This is a genomic window from Amycolatopsis sp. NPDC088138, assembly GCF_044741685.1.
GTDB lineage: Bacteria > Actinomycetota > Actinomycetes > Mycobacteriales > Pseudonocardiaceae > Amycolatopsis.
In genome coordinates this window covers 123,488-140,089 of sequence record NZ_JBIUTB010000002.1, presented here as the reverse complement: position 1 = coordinate 140,089, position 16,602 = coordinate 123,488, and the positions used below count along the sequence as shown (strand labels likewise).

Genomic DNA, 16,602 nt, shown 5'->3' with positions numbered 1-16,602 from the left:
CATCCACCAGAGCCCGACCCGAGCAGCGCCCCGCCTTCGGAACACGCCCCCGAGCAACGCCCACCCCGCCAAACCACTGCCCGGCGCCGACCCAACCTCCAACGCACGGCCCGAGCAATGCCCACCCTCAAACCCCGGCCCGGCGCCAGCCCATCCTCCAGAGGCCGACCCGAGCACGGCCCCGCCTTCAGAACACACCCCCGAGCAACGCCCGCTCCTCCAAACCACCGCCCGGCGCCGACCCAACCTCCAAAGCCCGACCGAAGCAACGCCCGCTCCTCCAAACCACGGCCCAGTGCTGGACCCATCCTCCAGAACACGGCCCCCGAGCAGGGCCACCCTCCCAGGGGGTCCATCCCCGCTCCAGCGTATCGACACCCCCGGACAAAACCCCGCCAAAGCCGACCCCGGCAACCCACTTGTCCACAACCCAGCCACCCTGTGCACAACCCGCGTGCCCCGCTCAGCGGGAACCCGGCTACCGCAGGTCAGCACCACCCGCGCCACCAGGCCCCGTCACCAACCCACCCTTAATTCGGGTTGAAAAAAAATGACCGGCCGACGGTTGCCGGACTTGTCTGGACCATGCATACTTTGTTGCCAAGCACAACAAAGCCCGGTACAACCCGTTGTCGCCCGCGACCCACCCCGCCCCGGACCGCGGACGGCAGCGCGCTGCACGGTCACGCCTGCCGCCGCCCCGGCACGCGCGGCCAACCTCCCCTCCCCGCGTTCCCGTGTTGCGCGCGGAACGCCGGTCCCCTCGGTGAGAGAGGCGACAAAGATGTCCACCTCGTTCCGCAAGTTCCGAAGAGCAGCGGCCCTCTTCGCCGCTGCCTCCCTCCTGTTCGTCGGCCAGCAGGCGCTGAGCGCACCCGCGGCCGAAGCAGCGGCCACCTTCACCGACGACTTCAACGGCCCGGCCGGGTCCGCCGTCGACGGCTCGAAGTGGCAGCTCGAAACCGGCGACAACGTCAACAACCACGAGCGCCAGTACTACACGTCGGGCACGAACAACGCCCAGCTCGACGGCCAGGGCCACCTGGTCATCACGGCCAAGAAGGAAAACCCCGGCAACTACAACTGCTGGTACGGCCGCTGCGAGTACACCTCGGCGCGGATGAACACCTCCGGCAAGTTCAGCCAGGCCTACGGCCACTTCGAGACGCGCATGAAGCTCCCGCGCGGGCAGGGCATGTGGCCGGCGTTCTGGATGCTCGGCGGCGGCAACTGGCCGACCGACGGGGAAATCGACGTCATGGAGAACGTCGGGTTCGAGCCGAACACCGTGCACGGCACCATCCACGGCCCGGGTTACTCCGGCTCCGGCGGCATCGGCGCGGCCTACAACGGCCCCAACTTCTCCGACGACTTCCACACCTACGCCGTCGACTGGTCGCCCAACCAGATCAAGTGGTACGTCGACGGGAACCTCTACCAGACCCGCACGCCGTCCGACCTGAACGGCAACCGCTGGGTCTACGACCACAACTTCTTCATCATCCTGAACCTCGCCGTCGGCGGGTACTGGCCCGGCGACCCCAACAGCAGCACGACGTTCCCGCAGCAGCTGGTCGTCGACTACGTCCACGTCACGAACGACACCGGCGGCGGCACCCCGCCGCCGTCCGGGCGCACCGGGCGGATCACCGGCATCGGCGGCAAGTGCGTCGACGTCGCGGGCGCCAGCACCGCCAACCTCACGCCGATCCAGATCACCGACTGCAACGGCAACGCCGCGCAGAACTGGACCATCGGCACCGACGGCACGATCCGCGCGCTGGGCAAGTGCATGGACGTCAACGCCGCGGGCACCGCGGACGGGACAGCGGTGCAGCTCTACGACTGCAATGGCACCGCCGCCCAGCAGTGGGCGATCAGCGGGGCCAAGGACATCGTGAACCCGAACGCGAACAAGTGCCTCGACGCCACCGGCAACTCGAGTGCGAACGGCACCCGCCTGCAGATCTGGACCTGCGGCGGCGGCGCGAACCAGAAGTGGACCACGCCCTGATCTGACCACCTCGACCAGGCGGACCGGCTCGGTCCGCCTGGTCGTCGTGCCCTCTTTCCCTTTCCCCAAGGAGAATTCCAGTGCGGAGAAAGCTCCTCGCGCTCTTGGGCGGTGCCCTGATAGCGCTTACCTGCCTGACGACGGGGTCGGCCCAGGCCGCTCCCGAAGCCGGGCCGTCGGCGAGCCAGCTGCTCGCGAAGACGACGTCGTGTCAGCAGATCTCGAACGGCAAGTACTCCTTCGACGAAGGCGGCGCGGCCACCGTGCCCGTCTGCCAGGCCAACGGCGCGGTCTTCTTCAAGGCCGACATGGACATCGACTGCGACGGTGTCCGCACCTCGCAGTGCAACGAGCAGACCGACTGCTGCTTCTACCCGGACACGGCGTTCCACACGTCGGCCGACCAGCCCCTGAACGCGGCGCAGCTGCCCTACATCGTGCTGCCGCAGCCGACGTCCACATGGGACTACCGCAACTACGGCATCGACGGCGGTTCGGTCGTGGCGGTGATCTACAACAACCAGGTCACCTACGCCGTGGTCGGCGACACCGGCCCGACCAGCATCATCGGTGAGGCGTCCTACGCCACCGCGGTCAACCTCGGTATCAACCCCGACCCGAGCAACGGCGGCACCGAGGGCCCGGTGACCTACATCGTGTTCCCGAACACGCACGTCAACCCGATCGAGAACCACAACAACGCCACCAGCCTCGGTGAGCAGGTCGCCACGCAGTTCGCCGGCGGCACCACCACCCCGCCGCCCGCCGGTGGCGGGCAGATCACCGGTGTCGGCGGCAAGTGCGTCGACGTCAACGCCGCGAGCAGCACCAACGGCACCGCCGTGCAGCTCTACGACTGCAACGGCACCACCGCTCAACAGTGGACAGTCGGTTCCGACGGCACGATCCGCGCCCTCGGCAAGTGCCTCGACGTCACCAGCGCGGGCACCACGAACGGCACCACCGTCCAGTTGTGGGACTGCAACGGATCCACCGCCCAGAAGTGGTCGGCCAACGGATCGCAGAACCTCGTGAACGCGGGCTCCGGCAAGTGTCTCGACGCGACCGGCAACAGCTCCGCCAACGGTACCCGGCTCCAGATCTGGACCTGCGGGTCCGGTGCGAACCAGAAGTGGACGCTCCCATGAGGAAACGCTCTCTCGCAGCGCTTTTGGGCGTGACGGCCCTCGCCGCCGCCACCTTCGCCGTGCCCGCGCAGGCCGCGGGCGAAACCGTGAACGTCTGGCTCACCACGACCGACGACGCCAAGGGGGTCAACGTCACCCGCGGCCTGCAGCAGCAGACGCCGATCAGCTTCACCGCGGGCACCGGCACCGGCGGCCAGACCATCAACGTCAACGAAAACACGACGTACCAGCAGTTCGAAGGCGCCGGTGCGTCGTTCACCGACTCCGCCGCGTGGCTGCTCAACTCGAGCAACCTGCTCAGCGCCAGCACCCGCAACTCGGTGATGCAGAAGCTGTTCGACCCCAACGCGGGCATCGGCATCAGCTTCCTGCGCAACCCGATCGGCGCGTCGGACATCGCGCGCAACAGCTACACGTTCGACGACGTCCCGGCCGGGCAGACCGACCCGAACCTGACGAAGTTCTCCATCGCGCACGACCAGGCGGACGTGCTGCCGCTGACCAAGCAGGCGCTGCAGCTCAACCCGCAGATCAAGGTCATGGCGTCGCCGTGGAGCGCACCGCCGTGGATGAAGGACAACGACAGCTACCTGCTCGGCTGGGTCGAGTCGCAGTTCTACCCGGCCTACGCGCAGTACTTCGTCAAGTACATCCAGGCCTACCAGGCCGCGGGCGTGCCGATCAACTACCTGACCGTCCAGAACGAGCCGACGTGCTGCGCGAGCTACCCGTCGACCAACTGGAACGGCGCGGGCCTGGCCTACTTCACCAAGACCAACCTGCTGCCCGCGCTGCACAGCGCCGGACTGTCCACAAAGGTCCTCGCGCTCGACTGGAACTGGGACCAGTACCAGGCGTTCGCGGCGCCGACGATGGACGACGCGGCCATCCGCACCGACCCGAACTTCGGCGGCATGGCGTGGCACGGGTACGGCGGCAACGTCTCGCAGCAGACGACCGTGCACAACCAGTACCCGAGCGTGAACGCGTACTCGACCGAGCACTCGGGCGGCACCTGGGTGTCGAACCAGCAGGCCGAGGACATGAACAACATCGTCGACTACACGCGCAACTGGAGCCGCACGGTCACCAAGTGGAGCCTGGCGATGGACCAGGCGCACAACCCGCACAACGGCGGCTGTGACACGTGTACCGGCCTGGTGACCGTCCACAACGGAGACGGCCGCAACGGTCAGGTCGACTACACCGTCGAGTACTACACGATGGGCCACCTGACGAAGTTCGTGAAGCCGGGCGCGGTCCGGATCGACTCGAACGACAACTCGGCGGTCCGCAACGTCGCCTGGAAGAACCCGGACGGCTCGAAGGCGCTGATCGCGTACAACACCGGCACCGGTGCCCAGAGCGTGCGGGTGAACTGGGGCAACTCGTCGTTCACCTACAGCCTGCCCGGCCACACGTCGGCGACGTTCACCTGGGCCGGCAACCAGGGCACCGGCGGCGGTGGCGGCGGCGGGACCGGCGCGATCACCGGCCTCGGCGGCAAGTGCCTCGACGTCGCGAGCGGCAGCAGCGCGAACGGTGCCGCGGTCCAGCTCTACGACTGCAACGGCTCCGGCGCCCAGCAGTGGACGGTCGGCACCGACGGCACGATCCGCGCGCTGGGCAAGTGCCTCGACGTGACCGGGCAGTCCACAGCGGACGGTGCCCAGCTGCAACTGTGGGACTGCGGCGGGACGGCCAACCAGAGATGGGCGGCGACGGCGGCCAAGGACATCGTCGGGTCGGCGTCGAACAAGTGCCTCGACGCGACCGGCAACACCAGCGCGAACGGCACCCGGCTGCAGATCTGGACGTGCACCGGGGCCGCCAACCAGAAGTGGAACGTGCCCGCATGAAGAAACTGGCAGCATTCGGCGCTCTCATAGCAGCAGCGTCGGCTTTGGTGCTCGCACCAGGAGTCGCACAGGCGGCGACCGGGCCGATCACCGGCATCGCCGGCAAGTGCGTCGACGTCAACGCGGCGAGCACCACGAACGGCACGGCCGTCCAGCTGTACGACTGCAACGGCTCCAACGCTCAACAGTGGACGGTCGGCTCCGACGGATCCCTGCAGGCACTGGGCAAGTGCCTCGACGTGACCAGCGCGGGCACGGCGAACGGCGCGTTGATCCAGCTCTGGGACTGCAACGGCTCCAACGCCCAGAAGTGGACGGCCAACGCGGCGAAGAACCTCGTCAACACCGGGTCGGGCAAGTGCCTCGACGCCTCCGGGAACTCGTCCGCCAACGGGACGCGGCTGCAGATCTGGACGTGCGCCACCAGCGCCAACCAGCAGTGGACGCTCCCGAGCGGCGGCACGACCCCGCCGCCGACCGGGCCGGGCGTGATGGCCGTCGCGCCGTACCTCTACAACGGCTGGGGCAACCCGCCCAGCCCGGCGACGATCCAGAACGCCACCGGCGTCAAGTGGTTCACGCTGGCGTTCGTGCTGTCCAACGGCTACTGCAACCCGCAGTGGGACGGCGGGCGCGCGCTGACCGGCGGCGTCGACCAGAACACCATCAACACCGTGCGCGCGGGTGGCGGCGACGTCATCCCGTCGTTCGGCGGCTACTCCGGCAACAAGCTGGAGTCGTCGTGCGGCAGCGCGGGTGAGCTGGCGGCGGCGTACCAGAAGGTGATCAGCGCCTACGGTCTCAAGGCGATCGACATCGACATCGAGGCCGACGCCTACAGCAACCCGACCGTGCAGCAGCGCACGGTCGACGCGCTGAAGACGATCCGGGCGAACAACGCCGGCATCAAGCTGTACGTCACGTTCGGCACCGGGCAGTCGGGGCCGGACAACAGCCTGGTCAACCGGGCGGCGCAGTCCGGCCTCACGGTCGACGGCTGGGTCATCATGCCGTTCGACTTCGGCGGGGCCGGCCAGAACATGGGCACGCTCACGCAGCGCGCGGCCGAGGGCCTCAAGAACGTCGTCAAGTCGGCTTACGGCTACGACGACGACACGGCCTACCGGCACATGGGCATCTCGTCGATGAACGGCATCACGGACAACAGCGAAACGGTCACGCTCAACGACTTCAACACCATCCTGGCCTACGCGAACACGCACCACCTGGCCCGGTTGACGTTCTGGTCCGCGAACCGCGACCGCCCGTGCCCCGGGGCGTACCCGAACGACGACACGTGTTCGGGCGTTTCCCAGCAGGCGTGGGACTTCACGAGGATCTTCGCCCGCTACGCCGGCTAAGTTCCGAAAGTCCGTGAAGGCCACATTGAGGGACTCTGAGTCCCTCAAGGTGGCCTTCACGGCTTTCAAAGCTGACGGACCGGCTCCACGCCGAACTTTTCGCGGACCAGGCGCCAGAAGAGCGGCACCGCGTCCGCGTCGGCGTGCCCGGAAGAGGGCGAGCGGACGACGACGACCTCGATCGGCCGGTCGTCGGGCACCGGCCGGGACGTGACGACCAGGTCGTGCATCGACGTGAGCGCGACCAGGTGCCGGTCACCCCCGCGGGCCAGGACGCTGGTGACGATGTCCGTCATCGGGCGGAACTCCGCGTGCTCCGCGGCCAGCTCGTGGAACCAGGTGGCGATTTCGGCCCACGGGACCGCGTCGAAGCGGTCGGACCACGCTCGCGAGTTCATCCGCATGGGTCCCAGGGTGCCGTCCGGAGCTGCCGGGGGTGGCCCTGGGGGGTAACCACGCCCCGGCAGCCGGGTCTCGGCCACCGCTGGGGGTTCCGGCGGCGAAACCGCGATGAGGTTATCCAGCGGCCATCGGTTCCGGCTGGGGCTCGGCCTCTCCGGACGGCAAGCCTGCCCGTTCGGCCATCACTCGACGGCGATCGCCGCCCGGGCGGCCGCCGCGCGTTCGGCGTACGCGCCGACCAGCTGCTCTTCCGCGTCTTCCAGGTACTTCATCAGCAGCTGCTCCGCGCCCGAGCCGTCGCCGGCCTCGACCCGGTCCAGGATCTCGTGGTTGCGCGGCAGGTAGCGCTCGTGGAAGCGGCGCGGCTCGGCCATGATGTGGAACACCAGCCGCAGCTCGGCGATGAGCCTGCTGACCAGCTCGTTGACGCGCTCGCTGCCCGACAGCGCGGCCAGCTCCTGGTGGAACCAGACGTTCGCGGTGCCGAGGTCCTTCCAGTTGCCCGTGCGCGCGGCCTCGTCGCCGATCTCGACCTTCTCGCGGATCTTCGGGAAGGACACGGGCTTGGCCGTCACCCCGCGGACGGCGGCGCACTCGATGATCTTGCGCACCCGGTAGATGTCGACGACGTCCTCGACGCTCGGGATCCGCACGAAGACCCCGCGGTTGAGCTCGTGCGCGAGCAGCCGCTCGTGCGTGAGCAGCCGGAACGCCTCCCGCAGGGTGTTGCGCGAGACGCCGAGCGCGTTGCCGATGTCCTGCTCCGAGAGCCGTCCGCCGGGCAGGAAGAAGCCCTCCGCGATGCGCTTGCGCAGCACTCCGGCCACCCGTTCGGCCGTGCTCTTGCGGCTGACGAGGCCGCGATCGGCCTCCAGGCCCGGGACGTCTCTGTCTTCGATGACCACGGCGGCGATGGTACCCGTCACACTGAGGACGATCCAATTGCAGTCTTGTGGAATTGTTGAACAATCCTTACTGTGTGAGGCACGCCACGATGAGACACTGGCCAGGAGGTGCCCGACATGACTGCCACAGCAACCGAGGCCCGGCCGTTCGACTGGTTCCGCACGCTGGGGAAACGCGGCCAACGCGCGTTCGCCGGCGCGTTCGGCGGGTACGGCCTGGACTCGTTCGACTACCAGACCCTGCCCCTCGGCCTCGCCGCGATCACCGCGTACTTCGGCATATCGAGCGGTGAAGCCGGCCTGCTCGGCACGACGACACTGGTCGTGTCGGCCGTCGGCGGGATCGGCGCCGGCATGCTGGCCGACCGCATCGGCCGGGTCCGCACGCTCCAGATCACCATCGCGATGTACACGGTCTTCACCGTGCTCTGCGGGTTCGCGCCCAACTTCGAGACACTGCTGATCTTCCGCGCCCTGCAGGGCCTGGGCTTCGGTGGTGAATGGGCGGCCGGCGCGGCGCTGGTCGCGGAGTACTCCTCGGCGCGCTACCGCGGCCGGACCGTGGCGTTCGTGCAGAGCGCGTGGGCGGTCGGCTGGGGCCTGTCGGTGATCGTCTACACCGTCGTCTTCAGCCTCGCGAGCCCCGATCTGGCCTGGCGCATCATGTTCTGGACCGGCGTCATCCCGGCGCTGCTGGTGCTGTGGGTCCGCAAGAGCGTCAAGGACGCGCCCCGCGCGGAGGAACGGCTGAAGGCCGAGCGCGTCAAGGGCACGCTGGTCAAGATCTTCCACCGCGACCTCCTGCGCACGACGTTCTTCGCCGCGCTGCTCGCGACCGGCGTCCAGGGCGGGTACTACACGATCTCGACCTGGCTGCCGTCGTACCTGAAGAAGACGCGCGAGCTGACCGTGATCGGCACCGGCGGCTACCTCGCGTTCCTCATCACCGGCGCCTTCGCCGGGTACGTCTGCGGCGGTTACCTGACGGACCTGATGGGGCGCAAGAAAACCTTCCTGACCTTCGCGATCCTGTCGGCCGGGCTGATCGTCGCGTACACCCAGATCCCCAAGGGCGCCAACGGTCTCGTGCTGGTGCTCGGCTTCCCGCTCGGCTTCTCGATGTCCGCGATCTTCAGCGGCTTCGGCGCCTATCTCGCCGAGCTGTACCCGACGGCCCTGCGCGGCACCGGCCAGGGCTTCACCTACAACTTCGGCCGCGCGGTCGGCGCGATCTTCCCGACCGTCGTGGGTTTCCTCGGAGCCGGCGGCGCGATCGTGTTCGGCGCGATCGGGTACGCCATCGCCGCGGTGGCCCTGCTCGGCCTGCCCGAAACCCGAGGGATCGAACTCGTTGACTGAGGGGGAACTCATGACGACCTTCGACCAGCCCGCCACGTTCACGCCGGAGCAAGCACGTTCCGCCTTCCGGCGTGGCACGGCCCGCCCCACCACCGGTTGGGCCGGCGGCTTCACCCAGACCAACCTGATCGCCGTGCCCGAGGACTGGGCCTACGACGTCCTGCTGTTCTGCACCCGCAACCCGCAGGCGTGCCCGCTGCTCGACGTCACCGACCCCGGCGACCCGGGCACGCGGCTCGCCGAGGGCGCGGACCTGCGCACCGACCTGCCGCGTTACCGGATCTGGCAGAACGGCGTGCTCGCCGGCGAGGTCTCGGACGCGACCGGGCTGTGGCGCAGTGACATGGTCGCCTTCTCGATCGGCTGCAGCTTCACGTTCGAGACGGCGCTGGCCGCCGAGGGCGTCCCGCTGCGGCACGTCGAGCAGGGCCGCAACGTCGCGATGTACGTGACGAACCGGCAGTGCGAGCCGGCCGGGCGGCTGTTCGGCCCGCTCGTGGTGTCGATGCGGCAGATCCCGGAGGACCGGGTCGACGACGCCATCCGGATCACCCGCGCCATGCCGTCCGTCCACGGCGCGCCGGTGCACATCGGCGATCCGCGTACCCTCGGCATCGAAGACCTTTCCCGGCCGGACTTCGGTGATCCGGTGGACGCGGCCGACGGTGACGTCCCGGTGTTCTGGGCCTGCGGGGTCACCCCGCAGGCGGCGCTGATGGCGTCACGGCCGCCGTACGCGATCACCCACGCGCCGGGGTACATGTTCATCACCGACCGCCACGACAGCGAATACCGGGTGGGCTGAAATGGATCTGAACAGCGACCTCGGCGAGGGTTTCGGCGCCTGGAAGATGGGCGACGACGAAGCCGTGCTCGACATCGTCACCAGCGCGAACGTCGCCTGCGGCTTCCACGCCGGCGACCCGTCGGTGATGCGGCACGTGTGCGAGCTGGCGGCCGACCGCGACGTCGCGATCGGCGCGCACGTCGGGTACCACGACCTGGCCGGGTTCGGCAGGCGCGCGCTCGACATCGCGCCGGAGGACCTGGCCAACGAGGTGCTCTACCAGATCGGCGCGCTCGACGCGTTCGCCCGCGCGGCCGGCAGCCGCGTGACGTACGTGAAGCCGCACGGCGCGTTGTACAACACCGCGGCGGCCGACCCGGAGCAGGCCGCGGCAATCGTCGAAGGCCTGCGCCGGTACGACCCGGCGCTCGCCCTGCTCTGCCTGCCGGACTCGGAAATGCAGCGGGAGGCGGAAAAGGCCGGGGTGGTGGCGTACGCGGAGGCGTTCGCCGACCGGGCCTACACCGCGGAAGGCCGCCTGGTGTCGCGCAAGCAGCCCGGCGCGGTGCTGCACGAGCCGGACGCGGTCGCCGAGCGCGCGGTCGCGATGGCGACCGGCGGCGGGGTCGTCACGGCCGACGGCGGCAAGCTCGACCTGCGCCCGGACTCCCTGTGCGTGCACGGGGACACCCCGGGCGCGGTGGAGCTGGCCCGGCGGATCCGCGACGGCCTGGCCGACGCCGGTGTCCCGCTCGCCGCGTTCACCGGATGACCGTCCGGCTCCTGCCGTGCGGACGGCGCGCGGTACTCGTGGAGGTCGACGACGTACTGGGCTTTCAGGCTGCGCTGGCGCAGGCGCCGCCTCTTGGTGTCGAGGAACTGGTCCCGGCCGCCCGGACCTTGCTGGTCCGCTTCGATCCGGCGATGACCTCCGCCGACCGGCTGGGCGACCTGCTGCGCCGGGTGTCCCCTGTGGACAGTCAGGTAGCTTCGGCCGCCGAGGTCGTCATCCCGGTGGTGTACGACGGTGAGGACCTGGCGGAGGTCGCGTCCGAGGCCGGGCTGTCGGTCGAGGAGGTCGTGGCCCGGCACAGCGCGGGCTCGTACGTCTCGGCGTTCTGCGGGTTCGCGCCGGGGTTCGCCTATCTGTCCGGTTCGGACACCCGGCTGCACGTGTCCCGCCGGTCGTCACCCCGCACGCGCATCCCGGCGGGTTCGGTGGCGATCGCGGGTGAGTACAGCGCGGTGTACCCGAGCGCGTCGCCGGGCGGCTGGCGGTTGCTCGGGCGCACCGAGATCCCGGTGTGGGACGTCGAGCGCGACCCGCCGAACCTGCTGCCGCCGGGGACGCGGGTCCGGTTCCGGGAGGTCTCGTGAAGCTCGAGATCCTCCGGCCCGGCTTCGCCACGACCGTGCAGGACCTCGGCCGTCCCGGCCACGCCGCCCTCGGCGTCGGACGTTCCGGCGCCGCCGACCGCGGCTCGTTCCGGCTGGCCAACCGGCTCGTCGGGAACCCGCCGGGGGCCGCGGGCCTGGAAGTCACGCTCGGCGGCCTGGTGCTGCGCGCGACGGCGGTGACGACGGTGGCGGTGACCGGCGCGGACTGCCCGTTGTCGAAAGGCGGCCCGAACGGGCCGATCACCCTCCGGCCGGGCGAGGAACTGGCGCTCGGCATGGCTACGACCGGACTGCGGTGTTACGTCGCGGTCCGCGGCGGCATCGACGTACCGCCGGTGCTGGGCTCGCGTGCGACGGACACCCTCGGAAAGCTCGGCCCGCCACCACTCGCCGCGGGGATGCTGCTGCCGGTCGGGCCTCCGCCGCCCGGGTTCCCCACGGTCGATCTCGCGCCGCGCGCGGCTCTCCCCGCGTCGCCGGTCCTGCGCGTGACGCCGGGACCGCGTCGCGACTGGTTCACCGAGCCTTCCCGGTTGCTGTCCACTGTGTACACGGTCTCGCCGGACTCCGACCGCGTCGGCATCCGCCTGACCGGCCCGCCATTGGACCGCACCCGCCACGACGAACTGCCGTCGGAGCCGTGTGTGCCGGGGTCGCTGCAGGTCCCGCCGTCCGGGCAGCCGATCCTGTTCCACGCCGACCACCCGACCACGGGCGGCTACCCGGTGATCGCCGTCGTCGACGAGGGCGACCTGGACATCGCCGCCCAGCTGCGCCCCGGCCAGACCCTCCGCTTCCAGGCCTCGTGAACCCTCACGACCAGCCGTGGCAGACCAGCAGTGTCGCGGCGACCCCCGCCAGGGCCGCGACCGCCGGAACCCACCACCGCCACCGCCCGCGGACCGCGTCGCGCAGCGGACCCGGCTCGGCCAAGCGCTCGGCCAGGTAGGCGTCGAAGGCCTCCGCGACCCGGTCGTCGATCTCGTCGCGCAGCCGCGGGCTCAGCTCAGACATGCGCCGGGACCACCGGTCGCGGTAGCGCCACCGAAAGGCACGCCAGCGCCAGCGGCACCTCCAACCCGGCCATGAGCAGCGAGAACACGACGTCGTCGCCGGCCGTGACGACGTCGAACCAGGCGTCGGCCAGCAGGAGCGTGGCCGTGCCGATCGCGGCGAACGGCATCCGCGGATCGCCGCGGCCGAGCAGCCAGGCCGTCACGAGCAGGCCGAGCGCCTCCGCCGCGTCGAAGCCCGTCCACGCCAGGCGCCAGTGCTGCGCCGGATAGACGTCCGGCAGCGTCATCCCCAGTACCGCGATCCACGGCAGCAGGCACAATCCCGCCGCCCAGAAGACCTTCCGCATCGTCAACCCCCGAAGTCTCGTACCCCCGGAACCCAAGGTAGCCGATTGCAGAGATTCTTTGCAAACAGTCTCTGTAGTACGCTCGGGCCATGGTCGAACGTCCCGAACGGCGCGTCCTCACCGGCGCGGATCTCAAGGCCTTCTCCAAGGCCCTGGCCAACCCGGTGCGCCGCGACATCCTGTCCTACCTGGGCGAACACGGCGAAGCGAACTCGACGAGCGTCGCGAAGGCCCTCGGCGAGAGCACCGGTACGACCAGCTACCACCTCCGCAAGCTCGCCGACCTGGAGCTGATCGCGGAGATCGAGGAGCGCTCCACCGGGCGTGAACGCTGGTGGACGTCGCTGATGAAGGACATCTACACCCCACCGGGCCTGGAGCTGACCCCCGACGAACGTGAGGCGGCGCTCAAGCTCGGCGCGCTCAAGATGAGCCACGACCTGGGGCTGGTGACGCGGGCGTACGCCGGGTACGACAGTTCGGCGGGCTGGAACCAGATCTACCGCTCCGGCCTGCACCTGACGAAGGACCAGGTCGCGTCGTTCGTCGAGGAGTACCAGAACCTGGTCTGGAAGTACGTCACCGAGCCGGGAAAGCACCCGGCCGGCTCGCGCGCGATGGCCGTCCGGCTGGTCGTGGTGCCGGAGGCGGAGTCCACTGAGGACTAGAGGCCGGACACGCGCAGCGTGATGTTCAGCCGTCCGGTCAGCCCCAGCGCCGGGTCCGCCGTGCCCGGCAGCGTCTTCGGCACCCCGTGGTACGCCAGCCGCGACGGGCCGCCGAAGACGAACAGGTCACCCGACTGCAGCTCGACGTCGGTGTACGGGCGGCCGCGGGTCTCCGTGTTGCCGAAGCGGAAGACGCACGTGTCACCGAGGCTGAGCGACACCACCGGATCCAGGCTCCGCTCGTCCTTGTCCTGGTGCAGGCCCATCTTCGCGGCGGCGTCGTAGAAGTTGACCAGCGCGATGTCCGGCGCGTAACCGCCGGCCGGGTCGCCGTACGCGTCCGCCAGCGCGCGGCGGCCGAGGTCGCCGAGCCAGCCGGGGAACGGCAGCACCGGCGTGCCCTCGCCGGTCGTGCGCGAGTAGCCGTAGGCGTACCAGTGCCAGCCGAGGCAGACGGACTTCACCGACATCACGCCGCCGTTCGGCAGCCGCGTGTGGTGGTAACCGGACCACCCGCGGCAGGCCGCGACGAGCTCGCGCTGCGCGTCGAAGTCGAGCCAGTCGGGCAGGTGCACCGCACCGGGTGCGAGCTCGGCCCGGGGGCGCGGCAGAAGGGCGTCCACTACGTCGATTGTGCCACTGCAAAAAGCCGCAGGAGACGTCCCAGCGGAACGACGGGGCGCTCCTGCGGCCGAATCCCCTCGCACTGGACCGCCACGATTGGACATTCTCACACCTGAATGTCACATGCCAGCGTGGATCAGCTACGAACCGATCACTTGACCACGGCGCCGCCGATCACTCACCGAACGTGACCACGGTGACGCCCGCCCGCGCCGGCACCGGATCGTTCATCGCGGCCAGCGCGGCCGGGACGTCGTCGAGCCCGATCCGGGCGCCGATCAGCGCGGCCAGGTCGATCCCGGACGTCTCGACGACGCGCAGCAGCTCCGGGTACTCGCGGGCCTGCAGGCCGTGGATCCCGACCAGCTCCAGCTCGCCGCCGATGACGCGGTGCATCGGGATCGGCGCGACACCCTGCGCCGGCGGCATCAGCCCGGCCTGGACGTGCCGCCCGCGCTTGCGGAGGCTGCCCACCGAGGCCGCGCAGGTCGACGGCGAGCCGAGGCAGTCGAGCGAGACGTGCGTGCCGCCGCCGGTCAGCTCGCGCACGTGCGCGGCGACGGCTTCCGGGCCGTCGAACGCCGAGGAGTCGACCGTCAGCGCCGCCCCCGACTTGGCCGCGAGCTCCAGCGCGGCCGGCGAGACGTCGACCGCGACCACCTTCGCCCCGGCCGCGACGGCCAGCAGGACCGCGGAGATCCCGACCCCGCCGCAGCCGTACACCGACACCCACTGCCCGGCGGTGATCCGGCCCTGCCGCAGCACCCCGCGGAACGCCGTGCCGAACCGGCAGCCGAGCGCGGCCGCCTCGGCCGCACCGAGCGAGTCCGGCAGCGCGACCAGGTTGACCTCGGCGTGCCCGATCGCGACGCGCTCGGCGAACGACCCCCAGTGCGTCGCGCCCGGCTGGAACTCGCGGTCGCAGATCTGCTGGTCACCGCGGGCGCACTGGGCGCACGTGCCGCAGGCGCAGACGAACGGCACGGTGACGCGCGCGCCGAGCGCCCAGCCGCGCACGCCCTCGCCGAGCGCGACGACGCGGCCGGCGAGCTCGTGGCCGGCGACGTGCGGCAGGGTCACCGCGCTGTCGTGCCCCTGCCACGTGTGCCAGTCGCTGCGGCACACGCCGGTGGCGTCGACCTCGATGACGGCCCCGCCGGGCGGCGCAACCGGTTCCGGCACCTCCCGGACGACGGGCGGTACGCCGAACTCCTCCATGACCACAGCTCGCATGCCGCGAGCCTAGCCGCTCACCTGAGCGGTACCGCCGAAAATCCGCTCACCTGAGCGCCCGCAAGGGAAGTTCGCTCAGTTGAGCGGCGGCGGGTGCGGGTGGAAGCGCGTGCGCACCCGCGGTGGTCCGAGGAGCTTGCTGAGCGAGCCGTCGGGCACGTTCAGGATGTCCTCGAGGTTTCTCAGCGCCTCCAACGATTCCGCCCGCTCGGGACGGCACCGCCCGGACTGCCAGTGGCTGAGGGTGGCCAGGCTGACCGTGGTTCCCCTGCCGCGCAAGCGATAGCGGATCCGGTCGAGGCCGAGGCCGCGCACCCGGATCGCCGCGCGCAGTGCCACCGCGAAGGGGCCGGCGGCCAGCAGCCGGTCGAGTTCCGCCAGTTCCCCCCGGTCGATCGTGTGTGTTCGCTGACCGGTCATCACATCGCTCCGAAGCACTCCCGAATACGGAAAATTGGAGCGTAGGCCCGCCTCGGCAAGATCGGAAGACCACTCACCCACCTGCGAACGCCCCGGAAGCCCTGATGTGGTCCGCGATCGCGGCGAAGGGTTCCGCGTAGCCGGAGTTGACGGTGACGTAGGAAATCCCCCACCGGTCCCGCCAGCGGCGGAGCTTTTCCCTGGCACGTCCCGGATCCGACGGCAGCACGGTGACAGCGCCTGCTGCTAGGAGCTCTGGGACGTCGCGCCCGGCGAACCGCGCGACCTGCGGCGAAGGCTCCTCGCCGACGGCGATCAGATTCACCCCCAGCTCGATCTCCGGCAGCCGCGGCCCGGCGAGCCCTCGGAATCGATCCACAATGGACTGGGCCTGGTCCTCGGTGGTCGCCGGGTGCCAGGAGAAGGTGACGATGTCGGCTTCTTGCGCGGCGAGCGCCAGCATTTTCGGCCCGCTGGCGGAGAGCAGCAGCCGAGGGCGGTCGATCGATCGTTTGAGGTGCGCGATCGTTTCCGCCATCCGTGTGACGCGCTCACCCGGCGAGGGGAACGCCCGCCCGAGCGTGGCGGCGTGCGCGCCGGCGTCCGGCCGCCCGGCGCCGAGCCCGAGCTCGAACCGGCCGCCGGTCTGCCGGTGCAGGGTCTGCGCCTGCCAGTCGAGCGCCCGCGCGTCCCGGAACGGATCGGCGAGCACGTAGGTACCGAGCGTGATCCGCCCGGTGACCGCGGCGGCCGCCCCGAGCAGCACGAACGGGTCGGCCCCGGCGACAGGATCGGTGGCGAGCAGGGTGTCGAAGCCGAGGTCCTCGACCCGCCTGGCTTGAGCGGTCCAGGCGGCCAGATCCGGCGAGTAACCGGCGACCAGGCCGAAGCGGAAGTGAGAGGTCATGCGGCCCATGGTCGGCGGCGGGAGCGTGTAACCACATCCGCTCCAGGACGTCACCCGGGCGTACGCGCCCCGACGTCAGGCGTGCTCAGCCGGGCGAACGCGTGCATACGCGACGTAACACCCCTGCCGCAGCCCGCGACTCTTGATCACAACA

The 16,602-nt window shown here is 70.3% G+C and carries 18 protein-coding genes; 10 read left to right on the top strand and 8 right to left on the bottom strand.

What is annotated here, in order from left to right:
- Positions 1-784: 784 nt before the first annotated feature.
- The 4 genes from ACIOD2_RS08140 (at position 785) to ACIOD2_RS08125 (ending at position 6,382) form a co-directional block, all read left to right on the top strand.
- Positions 785-2,014 (top strand): family 16 glycosylhydrolase, encoded by a 1,230-nt coding sequence (locus ACIOD2_RS08140; protein ID WP_400535732.1) that lies wholly within the window; start codon positions 785-787, stop codon positions 2,012-2,014.
- A gap of 80 nt (positions 2,015-2,094) precedes the next feature.
- Positions 2,095-3,162: a ricin-type beta-trefoil lectin domain protein gene (locus ACIOD2_RS08135; RefSeq protein WP_400535729.1), complete on the top strand. Its 1,068-nt coding sequence runs from the start codon at positions 2,095-2,097 to the stop codon at positions 3,160-3,162.
- Complete coding sequence (locus tag ACIOD2_RS08130) at positions 3,159-5,021, top strand: ricin-type beta-trefoil lectin domain protein (RefSeq protein ID WP_400535726.1); 1,863 nt, start codon at positions 3,159-3,161, stop codon at positions 5,019-5,021. Before ACIOD2_RS08135 ends, ACIOD2_RS08130 begins: the two co-directional genes overlap by 4 nt.
- Entirely contained in the window at positions 5,018-6,382 is a 1,365-nt protein-coding gene (locus tag ACIOD2_RS08125) for a ricin-type beta-trefoil lectin domain protein (protein WP_400535723.1), read from the top strand. The genes ACIOD2_RS08130 and ACIOD2_RS08125 overlap by 4 nt, the downstream gene beginning before the upstream one ends.
- A 65-nt stretch (positions 6,383-6,447) precedes the next feature.
- Here ACIOD2_RS08125 and ACIOD2_RS08120 read toward each other — a convergent pair whose 3' ends face one another.
- Together ACIOD2_RS08120 and ACIOD2_RS08115 are read right to left on the bottom strand one after the other, a co-directional pair.
- Positions 6,448-6,786, bottom strand: a complete 339-nt coding sequence (locus ACIOD2_RS08120) for a hypothetical protein (protein WP_400535720.1) — start codon at positions 6,784-6,786, stop codon at positions 6,448-6,450.
- A 180-nt stretch (positions 6,787-6,966) separates the two neighbouring features.
- A complete protein-coding gene (locus ACIOD2_RS08115; protein WP_400537943.1) occupies positions 6,967-7,689 on the bottom strand; it encodes a GntR family transcriptional regulator in 723 nt (240 codons plus the stop codon).
- A gap of 117 nt (positions 7,690-7,806) precedes the next feature.
- On the opposite strand from ACIOD2_RS08115, the gene ACIOD2_RS08110 reads away from it, so the two are divergent.
- Genes ACIOD2_RS08110 through ACIOD2_RS08090 form a run of 5 tightly spaced genes read left to right on the top strand, consistent with a single transcriptional unit; the run spans position 7,807 to position 12,042 of the window.
- A complete protein-coding gene (locus tag ACIOD2_RS08110; protein ID WP_400535717.1) occupies positions 7,807-9,048 on the top strand; it encodes an MFS transporter in 1,242 nt (413 codons plus the stop codon).
- Between the two features lie 10 nt (positions 9,049-9,058).
- The gene (locus ACIOD2_RS08105) at positions 9,059-9,853 is read left to right on the top strand and encodes a putative hydro-lyase (protein ID WP_400535714.1); all 795 of its coding nucleotides are present in this window, start codon (positions 9,059-9,061) and stop codon (positions 9,851-9,853) included.
- 1 nt (position 9,854) lies between these two features.
- The gene (locus tag ACIOD2_RS08100; protein ID WP_323324019.1) at positions 9,855-10,607 is read left to right on the top strand and encodes a 5-oxoprolinase subunit PxpA; all 753 of its coding nucleotides are present in this window, start codon (positions 9,855-9,857) and stop codon (positions 10,605-10,607) included.
- Entirely contained in the window at positions 10,604-11,212 is a 609-nt protein-coding gene (locus tag ACIOD2_RS08095) for an allophanate hydrolase subunit 1 (RefSeq protein ID WP_400535710.1), read from the top strand. The genes ACIOD2_RS08100 and ACIOD2_RS08095 overlap by 4 nt, the downstream gene beginning before the upstream one ends.
- Positions 11,209-12,042, top strand: a complete 834-nt coding sequence (locus tag ACIOD2_RS08090; protein WP_400535707.1) for a biotin-dependent carboxyltransferase family protein — start codon at positions 11,209-11,211, stop codon at positions 12,040-12,042. The genes ACIOD2_RS08095 and ACIOD2_RS08090 overlap by 4 nt, the downstream gene beginning before the upstream one ends.
- A gap of 4 nt (positions 12,043-12,046) precedes the next feature.
- Here ACIOD2_RS08090 and ACIOD2_RS08085 read toward each other — a convergent pair whose 3' ends face one another.
- Together ACIOD2_RS08085 and ACIOD2_RS08080 are read right to left on the bottom strand one after the other, a co-directional pair.
- Positions 12,047-12,247 (bottom strand): hypothetical protein, encoded by a 201-nt coding sequence (locus ACIOD2_RS08085; protein ID WP_400535705.1) that lies wholly within the window; start codon positions 12,245-12,247, stop codon positions 12,047-12,049.
- Positions 12,240-12,596 carry a hypothetical protein gene (locus tag ACIOD2_RS08080; RefSeq protein WP_400537941.1) on the bottom strand — a complete coding sequence of 119 codons (357 nt, stop codon included), beginning with the start codon at positions 12,594-12,596 and terminating at the stop codon, positions 12,240-12,242. Before ACIOD2_RS08080 ends, ACIOD2_RS08085 begins: the two co-directional genes overlap by 8 nt.
- A gap of 89 nt (positions 12,597-12,685) precedes the next feature.
- Between ACIOD2_RS08080 and ACIOD2_RS08075 the strand changes: the two genes are divergently transcribed.
- Positions 12,686-13,264 (top strand): ArsR/SmtB family transcription factor, encoded by a 579-nt coding sequence (locus ACIOD2_RS08075; RefSeq protein WP_400535703.1) that lies wholly within the window; start codon positions 12,686-12,688, stop codon positions 13,262-13,264.
- Here ACIOD2_RS08075 and ACIOD2_RS08070 read toward each other — a convergent pair.
- The 4 genes from ACIOD2_RS08070 to ACIOD2_RS08055 all read right to left on the bottom strand — a co-directional run bounded on the left by ACIOD2_RS08070 (position 13,261) and on the right by ACIOD2_RS08055 (position 16,448).
- Complete coding sequence (locus ACIOD2_RS08070) at positions 13,261-13,887, bottom strand: alpha-ketoglutarate-dependent dioxygenase AlkB family protein (RefSeq protein ID WP_400535700.1); 627 nt, start codon at positions 13,885-13,887, stop codon at positions 13,261-13,263. The genes ACIOD2_RS08075 and ACIOD2_RS08070 overlap by 4 nt on opposite strands.
- A gap of 175 nt (positions 13,888-14,062) precedes the next feature.
- Positions 14,063-15,121, bottom strand: coding sequence for a zinc-binding dehydrogenase (locus ACIOD2_RS08065; protein WP_400535697.1), 1,059 nt, complete (start codon positions 15,119-15,121; stop codon positions 14,063-14,065).
- 75 nt (positions 15,122-15,196) lie between these two features.
- Positions 15,197-15,541 (bottom strand): transcriptional regulator, encoded by a 345-nt coding sequence (locus ACIOD2_RS08060; protein ID WP_392757548.1) that lies wholly within the window; start codon positions 15,539-15,541, stop codon positions 15,197-15,199.
- Positions 15,542-15,614: 73 nt separating this feature from the next.
- Positions 15,615-16,448 carry an LLM class flavin-dependent oxidoreductase gene (locus ACIOD2_RS08055; protein ID WP_400535695.1) on the bottom strand — a complete coding sequence of 278 codons (834 nt, stop codon included), beginning with the start codon at positions 16,446-16,448 and terminating at the stop codon, positions 15,615-15,617.
- Between the last annotated feature and the right edge of the window lie 154 nt (positions 16,449-16,602).